This is a genomic window from Haemophilus haemolyticus M19501 (genome assembly GCF_000222025.1).
GTDB classification, from domain to species: Bacteria; Pseudomonadota; Gammaproteobacteria; order Enterobacterales; family Pasteurellaceae; genus Haemophilus; species Haemophilus haemolyticus_G.
In genome coordinates this window covers 1-17,274 of record NZ_AFQO01000015.1, presented here as the reverse complement: position 1 = coordinate 17,274, position 17,274 = coordinate 1, and the positions used below count along the sequence as shown (strand labels likewise).

At 38.2% G+C, this 17,274-nt stretch carries 18 protein-coding genes, 2 rRNA genes and 2 pseudogenes; 5 read left to right on the top strand and 17 right to left on the bottom strand.

All coding sequences use genetic code 11. The annotated features are described in order from the left end of the window. Window positions 1–97: 97 nt before the first annotated feature. Window positions 98–1,804 (bottom strand): annotated as a pseudogene (locus GG9_RS02045) (TonB-dependent receptor); the annotation flags it as partial. Here GG9_RS02045 and rpoD point away from each other — a divergent pair. After that, window positions 1,794–3,179, top strand: a pseudogene (rpoD, locus tag GG9_RS0108890) (RNA polymerase sigma factor RpoD); the annotation flags it as partial. The pseudogenes GG9_RS02045 and rpoD overlap by 11 nt on opposite strands. 101 nt (window positions 3,180–3,280) lie before the next feature. On the opposite strand, the gene rplI reads toward rpoD, so the two are convergent. The 5 genes from rplI to infA all read right to left on the bottom strand — a co-directional run bounded on the left by rplI (window position 3,281) and on the right by infA (window position 5,096). After that, window positions 3,281–3,730, bottom strand: a complete 450-nt coding sequence (gene rplI / locus GG9_RS02050) for a 50S ribosomal protein L9 (RefSeq protein WP_005627626.1) — start codon at window positions 3,728–3,730, stop codon at window positions 3,281–3,283. A 16-nt stretch (window positions 3,731–3,746) separates the two neighbouring features. Beyond that, complete coding sequence (rpsR, locus tag GG9_RS02055; RefSeq protein ID WP_005598105.1) at window positions 3,747–3,974, bottom strand: 30S ribosomal protein S18; 228 nt, start codon at window positions 3,972–3,974, stop codon at window positions 3,747–3,749. Window positions 3,975–3,986: 12 nt separating this feature from the next. Continuing rightward, window positions 3,987–4,313 carry a primosomal replication protein N gene (gene priB / locus GG9_RS02060; RefSeq protein ID WP_005630861.1) on the bottom strand — a complete coding sequence of 109 codons (327 nt, stop codon included), beginning with the start codon at window positions 4,311–4,313 and terminating at the stop codon, window positions 3,987–3,989. Next, on the bottom strand, window positions 4,300–4,677 hold the full coding sequence (rpsF, locus tag GG9_RS02065; protein WP_005627620.1) for a 30S ribosomal protein S6: 378 nt from the start codon (window positions 4,675–4,677) through the stop codon (window positions 4,300–4,302). The genes priB and rpsF overlap by 14 nt, the downstream gene beginning before the upstream one ends. 200 nt (window positions 4,678–4,877) lie before the next feature. Beyond that, window positions 4,878–5,096 (bottom strand): translation initiation factor IF-1, encoded by a 219-nt coding sequence (infA, locus tag GG9_RS02070; protein WP_005627617.1) that lies wholly within the window; start codon window positions 5,094–5,096, stop codon window positions 4,878–4,880. 205 nt (window positions 5,097–5,301) lie between these two features. Here infA and rsmA point away from each other — a divergent pair, with 205 nt between their 5' ends. The 4 genes from rsmA to GG9_RS02090 all read left to right on the top strand — a co-directional run bounded on the left by rsmA (window position 5,302) and on the right by GG9_RS02090 (window position 9,077). Further along, window positions 5,302–6,165, top strand: coding sequence for a 16S rRNA (adenine(1518)-N(6)/adenine(1519)-N(6))-dimethyltransferase RsmA (rsmA, locus tag GG9_RS02075; RefSeq protein WP_005630864.1), 864 nt, complete (start codon window positions 5,302–5,304; stop codon window positions 6,163–6,165). Between the two features lie 15 nt (window positions 6,166–6,180). Beyond that, the gene (gene apaH / locus GG9_RS02080; protein WP_005630867.1) at window positions 6,181–7,008 is read left to right on the top strand and encodes a bis(5'-nucleosyl)-tetraphosphatase (symmetrical) ApaH; all 828 of its coding nucleotides are present in this window, start codon (window positions 6,181–6,183) and stop codon (window positions 7,006–7,008) included. A gap of 9 nt (window positions 7,009–7,017) precedes the next feature. Next, window positions 7,018–7,641, top strand: coding sequence for a glucose-6-phosphate 1-dehydrogenase family protein (locus GG9_RS02085; protein ID WP_005630869.1), 624 nt, complete (start codon window positions 7,018–7,020; stop codon window positions 7,639–7,641). A 101-nt stretch (window positions 7,642–7,742) separates the two neighbouring features. Further along, window positions 7,743–9,077, top strand: coding sequence for an NAD(P)/FAD-dependent oxidoreductase (locus GG9_RS02090; RefSeq protein WP_005630872.1), 1,335 nt, complete (start codon window positions 7,743–7,745; stop codon window positions 9,075–9,077). Between the two features lie 40 nt (window positions 9,078–9,117). Here GG9_RS02090 and rseB read toward each other — a convergent pair whose 3' ends face one another. The 11 genes from rseB to GG9_RS0108875 all read right to left on the bottom strand — a co-directional run. Then, on the bottom strand, window positions 9,118–10,065 hold the full coding sequence (gene rseB / locus GG9_RS02095; RefSeq protein WP_005630875.1) for a sigma-E factor regulatory protein RseB: 948 nt from the start codon (window positions 10,063–10,065) through the stop codon (window positions 9,118–9,120). Between the two features lie 85 nt (window positions 10,066–10,150). Continuing rightward, window positions 10,151–10,738, bottom strand: a complete 588-nt coding sequence (locus GG9_RS02100; RefSeq protein WP_005630878.1) for a sigma-E factor negative regulatory protein — start codon at window positions 10,736–10,738, stop codon at window positions 10,151–10,153. 17 nt (window positions 10,739–10,755) lie between these two features. After that, complete coding sequence (gene rpoE / locus GG9_RS02105; protein WP_005630881.1) at window positions 10,756–11,334, bottom strand: RNA polymerase sigma factor RpoE; 579 nt, start codon at window positions 11,332–11,334, stop codon at window positions 10,756–10,758. Between the two features lie 108 nt (window positions 11,335–11,442). Then, window positions 11,443–11,700: an FAD assembly factor SdhE gene (locus GG9_RS0108885; RefSeq protein WP_005643996.1), complete on the bottom strand. Its 258-nt coding sequence runs from the start codon at window positions 11,698–11,700 to the stop codon at window positions 11,443–11,445. Between the two features lie 94 nt (window positions 11,701–11,794). Continuing rightward, window positions 11,795–12,181 carry a large-conductance mechanosensitive channel protein MscL gene (gene mscL, locus GG9_RS02110; RefSeq protein ID WP_005630888.1) on the bottom strand — a complete coding sequence of 129 codons (387 nt, stop codon included), beginning with the start codon at window positions 12,179–12,181 and terminating at the stop codon, window positions 11,795–11,797. Window positions 12,182–12,255: 74 nt separating this feature from the next. Continuing rightward, on the bottom strand, window positions 12,256–13,632 hold the full coding sequence (gene trkA, locus GG9_RS02115) for a Trk system potassium transporter TrkA (protein WP_005630890.1): 1,377 nt from the start codon (window positions 13,630–13,632) through the stop codon (window positions 12,256–12,258). 12 nt (window positions 13,633–13,644) lie between these two features. Continuing rightward, window positions 13,645–15,000: a 16S rRNA (cytosine(967)-C(5))-methyltransferase RsmB gene (gene rsmB, locus GG9_RS02120; RefSeq protein ID WP_005630893.1), complete on the bottom strand. Its 1,356-nt coding sequence runs from the start codon at window positions 14,998–15,000 to the stop codon at window positions 13,645–13,647. Continuing rightward, window positions 15,000–15,956 (bottom strand): methionyl-tRNA formyltransferase, encoded by a 957-nt coding sequence (gene fmt / locus GG9_RS02125; protein WP_005630896.1) that lies wholly within the window; start codon window positions 15,954–15,956, stop codon window positions 15,000–15,002. Before fmt ends, rsmB begins: the two co-directional genes overlap by 1 nt. Window positions 15,957–16,049: 93 nt before the next feature. Beyond that, window positions 16,050–16,559 (bottom strand): peptide deformylase, encoded by a 510-nt coding sequence (gene def, locus GG9_RS02130; protein WP_005630900.1) that lies wholly within the window; start codon window positions 16,557–16,559, stop codon window positions 16,050–16,052. A gap of 225 nt (window positions 16,560–16,784) precedes the next feature. Then, window positions 16,785–16,900, bottom strand: a 5S ribosomal RNA gene (rrf, locus tag GG9_RS0108880). A 140-nt stretch (window positions 16,901–17,040) separates the two neighbouring features. Next, window positions 17,041–17,274, bottom strand: a 23S ribosomal RNA gene (locus tag GG9_RS0108875); the annotation flags it as partial.

The following is a 17,274-nucleotide window of genomic DNA, read 5'->3' as shown; positions in this document are numbered from 1 at the left end:
TACCTAGAAAAAAGAAAACTCTACGCTAAGTAAAACTAGCGTAGAGTAGGGCTGGTGGACATTTCAAAAACCCATAAGCCCTATACATTGAAGATAATTAGAATTGATAGCCAACTTCTAGCCAAAATTCACGTCCAGGCGTATAAACACCATATTCATCGCTGGTAGAGATAGCAGTAGCGACTTTATTTTTACGTGTTTTATTGAGAACATTTAAAATATCTACTTGCATATAAACGCTATGCTTACCTCTAATGGTTGGTTGCCAACGAATGCTGCTATCCCATTGTGTATGTCTGCCATAGTGATAGCTACGATAGCGTGGAGTGTCATCATCGTTATCGCTGTCAATCAAATCATAACGACGAATTGGTGCTTTCATATACACTTTATTTGACCAAGTAATATCGTAATCTGGTATCGTCATATCAATACCTAAACGAGCAATCCAATCTTCAGTGTTACTATTAACTTGTCGTAACATTTCACGATAAGTCATTAATTTACCATCTAAAGAAACAAGTTTATTCAGATCAAATTCTTCGCCATCAGCTCGTTTTGTATTTAACCAATCAAAACCAAGTGACGTAGTCCAATAAGTTTTACCTAATTTCCAAGGTTCTATATTGTTAAGTTGGAAAGTATAAATATCAACACCAAACGGACGCCCATTAATATAACTATTTTTCTTTATTCCCCCTACAATCTTTCCTCGTTTCAATATGATACGATTTTTATTATCACGATGAATATAACCAAGTTTGAGTGCCAAATTACCCATATTCTGATCAAAGCTTAAGCTTAATTCATCTGCATAAGGGCTTTTTAGGGATGAAAAGTTTTGATGCTGACGTGTTGGATTATTATTAAGCTTTAAAATACCATTCGCTAATTTTAACGAAGCAAAAGAACGACCGTAATAACGATTTAAACCCAATGTAAATCCTGTATTATCCCAAAGTCGGTAACGTGCAACAAAACGCGGGGCGATATTATTATTTTTTAAATAATCATCACGTTCAATGCGAATGCCTGGTCGAAATTCAAATTTACGCCATTTAATTAAATCTTCAGCATAAATAGCGATATTTTGATAGCTGGTTTTAACACGACCTTTTGATGTTGTACTTTCTATAGGATCTGAACTATCCATAGTCCCATCACTTTGTAAAGTAGATAATATTATTTTTGAATGAACATCCTGTGGGCGATAGAATTGATATTTGGTTGCCTGATAAATTCCACCAATAGAAATAGAATGCTCCGTAGAAGCTAAATAAAAAGGATCCATTACATATTCAGTAGAAAAATGTAAATTATCTTGGGTTAAACGGCTATTACCATGCCCGCCTTTTTCGAAATTATAAAGTTGCTCATAATCTTCATTTGACACCGATGTTGTTTCAACATTATTCGAGGATGATTTACGCTTATCCTTAAAACGATCGTATGCTAAGGTATTTGTCCAAACGCCAGAGTTGAATGAATGCACCCAAGCTAGTGTTGTCCCCAATGCTTGATGATAATCGCTTACGTTGTTATTTATATTTTCCTTGAAATATTTCAATTCTTTATAATTTGAATAACGTAAACCGAGTTCAATACGTTCTTTTTCTTGCGGTGTCCAATTGAAATTTAATAAAAGATTATCAGAAAGTCGTTGATGATTTTGTTTGTCTAACTGTGCTTTGTTATTGGCATTTTGATCAAAGCCAATTAAACGATTTTGTTCAATAGATGATGTTCTACGGCTATAGCCAAAAACCATTCCTAAATTATCATTTAGCCTTTTTTCTGACTTAATTACAGGTTTTGTCGATCCAAATGCCGAAATAGAAGAACATAATGTCATTGACGAAAACTTTTCTGAAGACGGAGAAGAATCAGAAAGTGCAGATGTTGAAGACAATGAAGATGAAGACGAAAGCGAATCAGAATCTACATCAGATTCAAGCGAATCTGATAATAGCATCGATCCAGAGGTCGCGAGAGAAAAATTCCAACAGCTAAAAGAGCAACACAGCAAAACGCTTGCTGTTATTGAAAAACATGGTCGCTCAGGAAAACGTGCCCAGGATCAAATTGCACTGCTTGGTGAAATATTTAAACAATTCCGCTTAGTACCAAAACAATTCGATTTACTCGTTTTATCAATGAAAGAAATGATGAAACGTGTGCGCTACGAAGAACGTCAATTACAAAAAATATTAGTTGATATTGCAGGAATACCAAAAGATGATTTTGAAAAACTCATTACGACTAATGGCAGCAATACTGAATGGGTACAAAAAGCCTTAAAATCAAGCAAACCATGGGCAAAACGCTTACCAAAATATGAAGAACGTATTCTTGAGGCATTAAACAACTTAGCTAACATTGAAGAAAATACGAAACTTACCATTACCCAAATGCGTGATATTTGTGATGCGGTAGCTAGAGGTGAACAAAAAGCTCGTCGCGCTAAAAAAGAAATGGTAGAAGCTAACTTACGTTTAGTAATTTCCATCGCGAAAAAATATACGAACCGCGGTTTACAATTCCTAGACTTAATTCAAGAAGGGAATATTGGTTTAATGAAAGCGGTAGATAAATTTGAGTATCGCCGTGGTTATAAATTCTCTACATATGCTACTTGGTGGATTCGCCAAGCCATTACGCGCTCTATTGCGGATCAAGCTCGCACAATCCGTATTCCGGTACATATGATTGAAACAATCAATAAACTTAACCGCATTTCTCGCCAGTTATTACAAGAAATGGGACGTGAAGCAACGCCAGAAGAATTAGCTGAACGTATGGGAATGCCGGAAGATAAAATCCGTAAAGTATTGAAAATTGCAAAAGAGCCAATTTCTATGGAAACGCCTATCGGTGATGACGATGACTCACATTTAGGTGATTTTATTGAAGATTCAACCTTAGAACTTCCTTTAGATTCAGCAACAGCACAAAGTTTAAGAGTCGCGACCCATGAAGTTCTTGAAGGCCTAACACCACGAGAAGCAAAAGTATTGCGCATGCGTTTTGGTATAGATATGAATACCGACCATACGCTTGAAGAAGTGGGTAAACAATTCGATGTCACACGTGAACGTATTCGTCAAATTGAAGCAAAAGCGTTACGTAAATTACGTCATCCGAGCCGATCAGAAACATTAAGAAGTTTCCTTGACGACTAAACGTTACAAATAAAAAGGAGCTATAGCTCCTTTTTTATTACGTTAAACTAATAATAAAAAACCCGATCTAAGACCGGGTTTTATTTTGCCTATCTGACAAATTATTCTGCAACAACGATTACATCTAATGTTGCAAATACTTCACCGTGAAGTTGGAAACGAACATCGTGGTCACCAAGAGTACGGATTGGACCGTTTGGTAAACGAACTTCACTTTTCGCAATTTTAACGCCTGCTGCAGTTACTGCTTCTGCCACATCACGAGTAGTGATTGCGCCGAATAAACGACCTTCATCACCTGCTTTAGATGCAATAGTCACAGAACCTAATGCAGTAACTTCTGCTGCACGAGCTTGAGCTGCTGCAAGATTTGCTGCTGCTGCGGCTTCTAATTCTGCACGACGTGCTTCAAAGTGTTCAATGTTAGCTTTAGTTGCCATAACTGCTTTACCTTGTGGGATTAAGAAGTTACGTGCAAAACCTGATTTAACATTTACTTGATCGCCCACTTGACCTAAGTGAACAATTTTATCTAAAAGAATTACTTGCATTACCGTATCTCCTTAATTACTGATGATTGTCAGTGTATGGAAGTAACGCTAAATAGCGAGCGCGTTTGATTGCACGAGCTAATTGACGTTGGTACTTCGCACGAGTACCGGTAATACGGCTAGGTACAATTTTGCCGCTTTCTGAAATATAGTTCTTTAATGTAGCGATATCTTTGTAATCGATTTCAACAACATTTTCCGCTGTGAAACGGCAGAACTTACGACGACGGAAATAACGTGCCATTTGGCTAGTCTCCTAATCTATAAATTCGATTTGCTCGGCATGTAAAACTAATTGGCATAACCCACTTTGGGTTTTATGTGATGTAATAAATCCCACCACCAAAATTTTACTACCGACCGTAATGCTTTGAGTTTTTTCTATCAATTGATTACCACTAATTTGAACTGGCATCTTTAACCAAGCTTGACGTGTGAAACCACCTTCAATCTGATCAGAACGATGTTCTAACAAAAACTTGCAATGCTCAATTCCACTAGGGCTCTTTAATCGCTTTGGCAACTGAGAAACGACTCCCATAACCGAAAAACGATTATCAATTTTCAAATTACTCTTCAGCATCCTCAAAATCGTTGTTTTCAACTTCAGCTAAAGGTTTACGTTCTTCTTTAGCCGCTTTCATTGGGGACGCTTCTGTTACGGCGTGCTTAGTATGGATAACAAGACTGCGTAATACAGCATCGTTATAACGGAAAGTCGTTTCTAGCTCGTCGATGACTTGTTGAGGCGCTTCTACATTCATAAGCACATAATGTGCTTTGTGTAATTTATTAATTGGGTACGCTAATTGACGACGACCCCAATCTTCTAGGCGATGAACTTGACCACCAGCTTCTTTTACAGAACCGGTGTAACGTTCGATCATACCTGGTACTTGCTCGCTTTGGTCCGGATGAACCATAAACACGATTTCGTAGTGACGCATTACTGCTCCTTACGGGTTAATCAGCCTTTGACGTAGATCAGCCACCAATCTGCAAAGGCAAGGAACGAAAAATTCAATGTGGCTAAGGTTTGCGGATTATACCGATTTTTTTACGTTCCGCAACCCGTTTGAGTTCTTTTTAACCAAAAAAAAGAAGGCCGATATTGTAATAATATCGGCCTATCTCAAATCTTCTGTAATTAACGACTGCGGAAAATAATACGACCTTTACTTAAATCATAAGGGGTCATTTCTACAGTCACTTTATCCCCAGTCAAAATACGGATATAGTTTTTACGCATTTTTCCAGAAATATGCGCAGTAACCACGTGACCGTTTTCCAACTCCACGCGGAACATAGTATTCGGTAAAGTCTCTAAAATTGTGCCTTGCATCTCAATGCAATCTTCTTTCGCCATTGTATCCTCTAAAAATAATCGATTTTTTATCCGCACTTTAGGCGGAAAAGTTAAGAAAAACGGGCGGATTATAGCCGTTTTTAGCTTTCTACGAAAGAAAAAATAATATTGTTCATAAAAAACTCAAATTAGCATAAGTTAACAATGATTTACAAAGCCAAAACAAGCCCTATAATAACCGCACTTTTATAAAAAAAGATAGTATATGAATTCAAAAAAACACTTAGGTCATACGGCGCGTAAACGCTTTGGTCAAAACTTTTTACATGATACTTCTGTAATTCAAGGTATCGTGGCAGCGATTTACCCACAACCTAATCAATTCTTAGTGGAAATTGGTCCGGGACTTGGTGCATTAACAGAGCCTGTTGGTGAACTTGTCGATCATCTAACTGTGGTAGAGCTTGACCGAGACTTAGCGGAACGTTTACGTCATCATCCATTTTTACATCAGAAACTGACTGTTATTGAAACGGATGCCATGCAATTTGATTTTGGTGAGCTTTATACAAAAGAGAATTTAGCAGAAAAAGGTCAAAAATTACGTGTGTTTGGTAACTTGCCTTACAACATTTCCACCCCATTGATGTTCCACTTATTTAAGTATCATGATGTGATTCAAGATATGCACTTTATGCTGCAAAAAGAAGTGGTAAAACGCTTATGCGCAGGACCAAATAGCAAAGCTTATGGTCGTTTAACCATTATGGCGCAATATTTCTGCCAAGTGATGCCAGTACTTGAAGTGCCACCTTCTGCCTTCAAACCAGCACCGAAAGTGGATTCAGCGGTTGTGCGTTTAATTCCGCATAAGGAATTGCCGCACCCTGTAAAAGATTTATATTGGTTGAACCGTGTTTGCTCCCAAGCGTTCAATCAACGCCGTAAAACGCTGCGTAATGCACTCTCAACATTATTTTCACCTGAAAATCTGACCGCACTTGGTATTGATTTAAATGCACGTGCAGAAAATCTGGCTATCGCAGATTATGCGCGTTTAGCAAACTGGTTGGCGGATAATCCACCCGCTGATATTAATAAAGATGAAATCTTAGATTCAGAAGAGTAAAAAGAGCGGTCAAAAATGGCAACCTATTTCGTCGGTGATTTGCAAGGCTGTTATGACGAATTACAGCTTTTATTAGAACGTGTAGATTTCAATCCTACGCAAGATAAACTTTATCTTGTGGGGGATCTTGTAGCGCGTGGGGATAAATCACTTGAATGTCTTCGTTTCGTAAAATCACTTGGTAATACAGCACAAACCGTACTAGGTAATCACGATTTACATTTAATTGCGACTGCACTGGGTATTAAAAAAATAAAACCTCGTGATCGTGTTGATGCCATTTTTAATGCACCGGATTTTGATGATCTGATTCATTGGTTACGCCATCAGTCATTACTTGTCCATAATGGAGAATTAAACTTCCTGATGGCACACGCAGGTATTTCGCCTGATTGGGATTTAGAAACGGCGAAAGCTTGTGCGGCTGAAGTTGAACAGATTTTACAGCACGGCGATTTTCATTATCTTATTGAAAATATGTATTCTGAACAGCCTGATCGCTGGTCGCCAGATTTACAGGGCTTAGCACGTCATCGCTACATTATTAATGCTTTCACTCGAATGCGTTTTTGCTATTTGGATCATCGCTTTGATTTTGCTTGTAAATCTCCTTTAAAAGATGCGCCAGCGGAGCTCACACCTTGGTTTAATTTAGATAATCCACTTTATAAACAAATTCCCATTGTATTCGGACATTGGGCAAGTTTAGTGGATGAGCCGACGCCACAAGATATTTATGCGTTGGATACGGGATGCGTGTGGAATAATCGTATGACCATGTTACGTTGGGAAGATAAACAAATTTTCACGCAAAGTGCGGTCAAAAATTACAGTGATTTTTAAGGAAATGCTATGCTCTCGCTTACTGCCGAATCTTGTGAACTGTTCAATATTCCTTTCTACCAATTCGCCCAAATGAAAAAATTCTGCTCGGAAGATATTCCGGCGATTAAAGCTGATTACAAATTACATTGGGATAACTGGAAAGCGATAATTCAATCTGTTTCAGCACAACTCGGTACGCCTTTTGCAAAACCGCATATTGAAAGCTGGACCAATGGTTGGCAGGTTCGAGCACATTTCTTCGCTTATTTTAAATACGAGTTTAACCAAAATTCTGCAGCAATCTTTTCTGTGCTCTTAAATCGTCGCCGACTAAGAGTGTGCTTAGATTGGCATTGCTATCGTGCTGATCGCTCACAAATTAATGTGCAACAATATAATCAGTGGCTTGATCAATTTGATTTCAAACAATTTGCTGGTTTTGATATTTGGCGAGAAGATGAAAGTGAATATGATGATTTTCGCCAAGTAAAACAAATAACTAAAAACGATCTCATTTTACGCTCAGAAGAAGATTTTTGGTGCATAGGAAAAAGCATTGAAAAATCGGAACTCAGTCAAATAAATCCCGTATCTTTTATCACTCAAACTATTCAAGCATTAAAACCAATCTACGAATATTGCCATCAATAAAAGTGCGGTTATTTTCATGAAAGTTTTTCGCCCTGTTTAGTTGTTATGTTATCATTACATTAATTTAACATTTTTAACAATTTAAACTTTTAGGAGAGCTTATGAAAAACGTCGTGATCGTTGGCGGGGGCGCTGGCGGCATTGAATTAGCGACATTCTTAGGTGATAAATTAGGTCGAAAAAGACAAGCTAAGGTGACACTTGTGGATCGTAATGCCACTCATTTATGGAAACCCTTATTACATGAAATTGCAACGGGTGTAATGGATGATGGCACGGACTCTCTTAGCTATCGCGCACATGGTAAAAACCACCATTTTAGTTTTGAGCAAGGCTCAATCACGCGTATTAATCGTGAACAAAAATATGTTGAACTCGCCCCCGTTTATGGGCAAGAAGGCGATATGCTCGTCGTTGCTCGCCGAATTCCTTACGATTATTTAGTGGTTGCAATTGGTAGCAAATCAAATGATTTCAACACAAAGGGTGTAGCTGATAACTGTATTTTCTTAGACAGCTCAGATCAAGCGTTGCGCTTTCAGCAAAAAATGTTGGAATTATTTCTTAAATTCTCTGAAAACCGTGCTTTAGATGATATTGGTGAAGAAGAATTTAAACAGAAATTAGTCGATGAAAGCAAAGTAAATATTGCGATTGTTGGTGGTGGCGCAACCGGCGTGGAATTAACAGCTGAGCTTTATCATGCCACGGAAGATTTATCTTCTTACGGCTATGGCAAGATTGATAACTCATGTTTACAAGTCACTCTCGTTGAAGCGGGACCTCGCTTACTGCCAGCACTACCCGAAGATTTATCTGCTGCGGTATTAGACGAGTTGCAAGAAATGGGCACGAACGTAAAATTAAATACAATGATCACCGAAGCTCAACCAAATACCCTTATCACCAAAGATGGAGAAGAAATTAAGGCAGATCTCATTGTTTGGGCCGCAGGCGTTCGCACTTCAACAGTGACACAACAATTTGATGGATTAGAACTCAATCGAATCAATCAATTAGTGGTAAAAGACACGCTTCAAACAACCGTTGATGACAGTATTTTTGCCATTGGCGACTGTGCAGCATTAACACAGCCAAACGGTACATTAGTCCCGCCAAGAGCTCAAGCCGCACATCAAATGGCAAAAGCTTGTGCAAAAAATATCTTTGCACTTTTTGAGCAAAAACCATTAAAAACATTTAAATATAATGATAAAGGTACCTTGGTTTCTCTTTCGAGCTTTACTGCATTAGGCAGTATTTCGAATAAATTTGGAAAAAGTCCCCTTACCGTTCAAGGTAAATTTGCACAATTTGCCTATGTATCCTTATATAGAATGCATCAACATGCTTTACATGGTTGCATTAAAATTGGATTGATTATTCTGGTTGATAAACTTAATCGTTATTTAAAACCAAGATTAAAATTACACTAGTCGTAAAAGACAAAAGTGCGGTGAAAAATCACCGCACTTCTTATCGAAATTTAACTTCTTGTACAATTCGCTTAGCTGCAGCTATGGGCAATTGCCCGATAAAAGTAATTTCTTTTCCGCCATTCACTTCACTATAAATCGTATATGCCCCTTGTTTCCAACTATTTTCTGGCAAAACATTAGAGCCTGCATTAGAAACAAATAGTGTAAAAGTAAATAAACCATCGCTATATAGCGCACTATCTACAACTTCATTTTCTAATGTTTCTTGAGTATATCGAATTAAAGAAAAACCTTGTGGCAACCAACCTGCAGACCAAGTTATATCTGAACTTTGTTCATTTTTACTTTCTTTCAACAAAGGGGGCGTTGAGACTTTGTTAATATACTCCGTCAACCCTCTTAGTCTATCATCAATATAAAGTGTTACGACTCTGAACTGATCAAGTAATTTACCTTCACGATCAAGCATATCGCCGCGTAATAATAAACCATTTTCTTCATCTATAAACACCAAATACTGATATCGGAAATCATCTTTAGGGATAATACGAATCGTGTCAGCAAAACGACCAGCCACTCGATCTTTGCCTAGTTTTATAAAATCATAAACTAGAGAAAGCTTATCAAAATTTGCACGCACAACCGCTGGCATCGCATCAACTATATTGCCACTATTAAGCGTAAATGCTTGTGCATTTGGCTGAAAATAACTGACTAAATTATCACGTTGAATAATTTCTTGTTGACGCCCATCAAGCGTCACTAATTGCGCATAAGTTTTATTATCTTTCTTAATATGACGATAGCGAAAGGAATCCATATTTGATGGCGTTGTTTGAACAAAGGCAATTTCATAATTGAGATTATCCAATGCTTGTGTCATTTTATCTAAAGACTGCTTTGCAGAAAGATCTTCAGCAGAAGCAATGCTACTTAGTAGTAAAGAAAGAGAAAGTGCGGTGAATTTTAACGCGATTTTTTTCATAAAAATAAATTTAAAGGATAAAAATTCACCACGCTAAATAACATATTAGGTGGTGAATTAACATAAACTAACTGAACTAATCGTATTATTTCTGACTATTACTACTTACATTTAATGCATCGGCATGCATACGACGTTGTAATTCATAGTTCTGTAACATCGCACCAATACGGCGACTTTTTTGTTCAAGCTGATCTGATGTCAATGTATCTTTACTCGGCGCATTATAGCTAACCTCTTGAACCGAGTTATTAAATGGCAAGGTTTGCAACACTGGAGTCTCAGGTAAATTAGACGCATCGTTTTTATTATTGAAAGATTGAACACCAAGTACCGCCACTAAACATACACCAGCAGCAACAGCAACTTGCGTCATTGGCGCAAAGAACGCTTTTAATTTTTGCATAAATGCAGAATTATGTGCGTCTTCTAGTTCAGGTTGAGACACCGCAATGACATCGACTTTCTTCACTTCTTCAGGTTCAATTAAACCTGCCATTTTAGCGGTAAAATCAGCCCCTAGAAACAAGGAGCTTTCTTTACGCATCACTGCTCGCACAGCATGGAATGCCTGCCAAGATTCTTGTAATTCTTCGTCTTTCAATAAAGCATCTGTCAAGCCAGCCTCGACTTGTTCGCCATCCATATAGGCTGAAAGTTGCTCTTTTTGCATAGTAAACTCCGACATTTTTATTCGCGTTGCATCAGTAGCTGAATTTTATTCTCAATAATTTCCCTTGCGCGGAAAATACGAGAACGAACAGTACCAACAGGGCAATCCATAATTTCTGCAATCTCTTCATAGCTCAAACCTTCTAGCTCTCGCAAGGTGATTGCTGTTTTTAAATCTTCTGGCAAACTGTGAATCGTACTAAACACGATTCGTTCAAGTTCACTAGATAACATTTCATTTTCGGGTGTATCTACATCCCGCAAGTGCGTACCCACATCATAATTTTCAGCATCCTCAGCTAAAATATCTTCATTAGGTGGGCGGCGCCCTTGAGCCGTTAAATAATTTTTTGCCGTATTGACGGCAATTCGATAAAGCCATGTATAGAAAGCACTTTCGCCACGAAAAGATTCAATTGAGCGATAAGCCTTTATAAAGGATTCTTGCACCACATCAGGAATATCGTTACGTGATACATAGCGAGTCAAAAGTCCCGCCACTTTATTCTGATAACGAGAAACCAACAAATTGAAGGCTTTCTTATCCCCTTGCTGCACTCTTTCTACCAAAGCCTGATCTGTTAGCTGTTCAGCCATATTTCTCCTATGCCAATATCTAACACGCCTTAATATTCAAGACAGCAAGCTCTTATTGCAATCTCAGACACAAGTGTGTGAAAAAAGTTCATACGTATCTTAATAATTTTAATTAGTTGTGATTTTTTGTACGTTTTGGATATACTCCACCATAGATTGAATTTCTGAATCCGATGATTGACCACGATTAAAAAACCAAGAAAACAGCTGCAGATCTGTACTTGCTAATAAACGAATAAATATATCTTTTTTGTCATCTGTTAATTCATCAAAATGCTTCAAATAAAAAGGCATAATGATTTTATCCAACTCCAACATTCCTCGGCGGCAATCCCATTCAATACGGAGTTTATTATATTTTTCCATTTTTAATTCCTTAAATTTTAGGGGGCGATTATAGCCTAAAAAATAACAATAAAAAAAGGTTGGCATATTTACCAACCTTTATTTTTCAATTTCATTATTTATTCTTTAATAAGTCACGAATTTCTGTGAGCAAATCTTCCGATGTAGGACCTGCTTTTTTCTCTTCTGGTTTTCTCACTTTATTAAGTGCCTTAATCATCATAAAGATTGCAAAAGCAATAATAATGAAATCAATCACATTCTGAATAAACACACCGTAGTTTAAAGTAACAGCTGGAACATCGCCCTGTGCTTGAGCTAATACAAATTTCATATCTTTGAAATCAATGCCACCCGTTAAAATACCAAGAACAGGCATAAAAATATCACTAACAAGTGAACTTACGATCTTACCAAACGCACCACCGATAATCACACCGACAGCCATATCTACAACATTACCGCGCATTGCAAATTCGCGAAATTCTTTAATAAAACTCATAATAATTTTTCCTTTAGAGATTGAATAAAAAGAGCGACGATTATAATGAGCCGCTCTTAAAAGTAAATAAATCGTTAAATGAAGAATGCACTTGGCTGGAACAATTTTTCAATTTCAGGCACATTCTTCTTATCACTCAAATAAATCACCACATGATCGCCTTCTTCAATCACAACTTGGCGTCGTGCAACAATTACATCATTACCGCGCAATAAGGCACCAATAATAGTCCCCATAGGCAAACGCAGCTCACCAATTTTGCGCCCGACCACATTGGAGGTGCTTTCATCACCATGCGCGACAATTTCAATAGCCTCAGCAATACCATGTCGTAATGTAGCCACATTTTTCACATCCCCTTTACGAACATGACCAAGCAAAGCAGAAATTGTTGCTTGCTGCGGTGAAACCACAATATCAATACTTCCACCTTGAATCAGGTTTATATAAGCAATACGTTGAATCAGCACCATTGCTTTCTTGGCGCCCAAACGTTTTGCCAATAAAGCGGACATAATATTCGCTTCATCATCACTACTCAATGAAAGGAACACATCGACATTTTCAATATGCTCTTCAAACAATAAATTTTGATCAGACGCATCACCATAAAAAACCAAGGTTTTTGAAAGTTTTTCAGCTAGCAAATTAGCCCTTTCCTCATCACGCTCAATTAATTTTACAGTACAGACATTTTCTAAACATTTCGCTACGCCAGCGGCAACATTTCCGCCCCCAACAATCATTACACGTTTATAAGGTTTTTCTAAACGTTGAAGTTCACTCATTACTGCTTTTATGTGCTCAGTTGCGCAAATAAAAGTAATTTCATCACCGGCTTCAACAATAGTAGAACCCTGCGGACGAATCGGTTTGCCGTTACGCAAAATAGACATAATACGACAATCAATATGTGGCATATGTTCACGAAATGCGGAAAGCGCATATCCAACCAAAGGACCACCATAATAAGCTCTTACCACAACCATACTAATACGATTATTAGCAAAATGGGCAACTTGTAATGCCCCTGGATAAGCAATTAAGCGTGTAATTTCATCTGTTACAAGATTTTCAGGCGAAATTAAATGATCAATAGGTATATTTTCATTGTTGAACAACTTGTCTTTTTCACGTAAATATTCTGAATTACGGATACGTGCAATTCGCGTTGGCGTATTAAATAATGTATAGCCCATTTGGCAAGCGACCATATTGATTTCATCGGAGGCTGTCACGGCAACCATTAAATCGGCATCGGCCGCACCTGCATCACGAAGCACTTTTGGTGATGATGGCGAGCCTTGCACCACACGCAAATCATGCTTTTCTTGTAAAGCTTGTAACTGTGGAGACTCGTTATCAACGAGTGTGATATCGTTATCTTCACTAACCAAATTTTCGGCAAGCGTTGTTCCTACCTGACCTGCACCCAAAATGATGATTTTCATTATCGCCCTCCCTTATGATGCTCGTTTAAGCAATTTCGCATAATAGAACCCATCACCACTATTTGGTTGCGGAATGAATTGAAAACCCACCGCACTTTTATCATCACTAAAAGGTAATGACAATAACTCCGCATCTGCGTGAGCATTTAAAAATGCTTGGATTTGTTCGCAATTTTCTTCTGGCAATACAGAACAAGTAGCATAAAGCAAAACACCATTTGGCTTCAATTTTTCCCAAAGCGCACTCAGAATTTTCTTCTGTAATTCAACAAGCTGAGCGATATCGGTTTCTTTACGTAACCATTTTATATCGGGGTGGCGTCGAATCACCCCTGTTGCAGAACAAGGCGCATCAAGTAAAATTCGGTCAAATTTCACCGCACTTTTACCGATTTCAGCTAACCATTCGTCAGGTTTACTCGCATCACCACACACCACTATCGCTTGCTGATTTAAACGTGCAAGATTTTCTTCTACTCGTTTTAAGCGATGAGATTCTACATCTAATGCAATCACATTAGCTTGAGGTGCCAGTTCTAAAATATGAGTCGTTTTACCGCCCGGTGCCGCGCAAGCATCGAGGATCCATTCCTCATTTTTTGGCTCAAGCAACGTTGCAGCCCACTGTGCACTCAAATCTTGTACCGTAACCGCCCCTTCTTCAAAGTGCGGTAATTTTTGCACAGCAATCGGTATATCTAAACATAGCGCATTAGGATGGTGACTTGTTTTTGCAGAAATACCTTGTTCTTCAAGTAAAGTGCGGTAAGTTTCGAGGGAGTTTTTTTGTGAATTCACACGTAGCCACATTGGTGGTTTCTGATTGTTCTCCTCAATGATCTCTCTCCAATTCGGATAAGCTTTTTTTAATTTATTCACGAACCATTCAGAGTGAAGCGTTTGCCAATTTTTATCGATAATTGCCAAAATTTCATCTTGCTCACGTAAAAATCTACGCAGAACCGCATTCACTAATCCTCTAAAACTATCAGATTTTAATGATTTTGTTGCGTTCACAACTTCATCAACTGCCGCATGAGCAGGCACTCGCATATAAAGCAATTGGTATAACCCTACAAGTAACAGGCAATGAACAATGCGAGTTTTACCTTTAAGCGGTTTATCCACAAGACGTTTGATAATTTGCTCTAAGCGAGGCAACACTCGACACACGCCAAAACAAATTTCTTGTAGTAAGGGCAAATCTTGAGCTTTTACAGAAAGTTGCACTTCTGGGATTAACGCCGACAAGGATTTGCCTTCATCCAATACTTGCAAAATTAAGTTTGCTGCAATAGCCCTGGTCGAAAGTGCGGTCATTTTTACTGAATTTCTTACTTTGATAGTTTTAGAAGAAAATTTTTTCATTATACAAGCGCCTTACCAATAGTAAACCATTCTGCACGGCCATTTAATAAATCTTGTGCAGACATAGGCTTTTTACCTGCAGGTTGTAATTGCAATAAGTTTAAGACGCCATCGACAGTCGCAATTTGAATGCCATTTTTATCCGCACTTAAAATAGTTCCCGCAGGTTTATCTTGATGAGGCAACACTTCCGCTTGATACACTTTTAAAGTTTGTGCATTGCCATCCTTGTCTTCTGTTGAAAAATAGGCAATTGGCCAAGGATTAAAAGCGCGGATATTACGCTCAAGTTGCACTGCAGGAAGTGACCAATCTAATTGTGCCTCTTCTTTGGAAAGTTTTTCTGCATAATTACTTTGGCTGCCATCTTGTTTTTCCGCTATAAATTTACTGTTTTCAAGATTATCTAAAACATCGATTAATACTGATGGAGCAAGCTCTGCCAGTTTGTTATAAAGACTCGTTGAAGTTTCAGTCGGTAAAATATCACAATAGACTTTATGTAACATATCGCCTGTATCTAAACCTTCATCCATTTGCATAATGGTTACACCCGTTTGTACATCGCCAGCCCAAATTGAACGCTGAATTGGTGCTGCACCTCGCCAACGTGGAAGAATAGAACCATGCACATTCAAACAACCTAAACGAGGGGCATCTAATACAGCTTTCGGTAAAATTAATCCATAAGCGACAACAACCATTACATCTGCATTTAACGCTTTTAATTCGGACTGAGCCTCTTCTTTACGTAAGGATTTAGGTTGATAAACGGGAATGTTATTTTGCTCAGCAAGTTGCTTTACAGGACTTGCTTGCAATTTCTTACCGCGACCAGCTGGTTTATCAGATTGCGTATAAACAGCGATCACATTATGTTGAGAATTTAGAATGGCTTGTAAATGCTGTGCAGCAAAATCTGGCGTACCAGCAAAAATAATATTAAGTGATTTCATAATGTTCTACGTTATGGTAATTGATAGGAAGTAGGGTGGGCTTAAGCCCACCGTTTTTTGAAATGATTGGTGGGCTAAAGCCCACCCTACGTTTTAGCTTTTCGCAATCTGCTTCTTGTATTTAATCAACTTTTCTTTAATGCGCTGGCGTTTAAGTGGAGAAAGATAATCAACAAATAAAATTCCATTAAGATGATCGATCTCGTGTTGAATACAGATCGCAAGCAAACCATCAGCATCTAAAGTAAATTCTTTACCATCACGATCTAACGCTCTCACTGTCACTTTTTCTTTACGAGGAACCAACGCACGGAACCCTGGAATGGATAAACACCCCTCTTCAATTCCCGTTTCGCCTTCAGAAGCCAAAATTTCAGGGTTAATCAAAACAAACTGATTCTGTTTATCGCCTTCAACATCAATAGTAATAATACGTTGCAAAATATCTACTTGAGGTGCAGCTAAACCAATACCTTTCTCTTGATACATCGTATCAAACATATCATCAACAATTTTACGAATTGCATCATTAACTTCAGTAACAGGCTCACAGACAACCTTTAAGTGATCATCAGGATAAATTAATACATTAAGTGCGGTCATAATTTCTCTTGTTTTTAAGGGTAGAATTTTAGCGGGATTATAGCACAGCTAATAAAACATTTATAGGAATGTGACTTCATATGAGTTGAAAAATCACTTACTTATTGAAAATTAAAATTAGACTCTTATTTGATTAAATAATGAGTAAATTCCCAAAAGCTAAAACCCCATATCTTTCGACACGGGGTTCTTCTGTTTTTATTTAACTTAGATAAGCATTTGGTAACCTGGCGGTGCCCTACTCTCACATGGGGAAACCCCACACTACCATCGGCATTACAGCGTTTCACTTCTGAGTTCGGTATGGTGTCAGGTGGGTCCACCGCACTATCGCCGCCAGGATAATTCGTTGATAACTTGTCTTTATCTTTCGCTACTCAGCTCTTCCTCTACCTTTCACTCGTTCTTATTGGGCACAAGCTGAACGTTTAGTTAATTTCTTTTTCTTTTACTCTGTTTTCCAAAAACACTTGAGCGTTGTATAGTTAAGCCTCTCGGGCAATTAGTACAGGTTAGCTCAATGACTCACATCACTTACACACCCTGCCTATCTACGTCTTAGTCTTAAACAACCCTTACACACTTGATGTGTGGGAGAACTCATCTCTTGGCAAGTTTCGTGCTTAGATGCTTTCAGCACTTATCTCTTCCGCACTTAGCTACCCGGCAATGCGTCTGGCGACACAACCGGAACACCAGTGGTGCGTCCACTCCG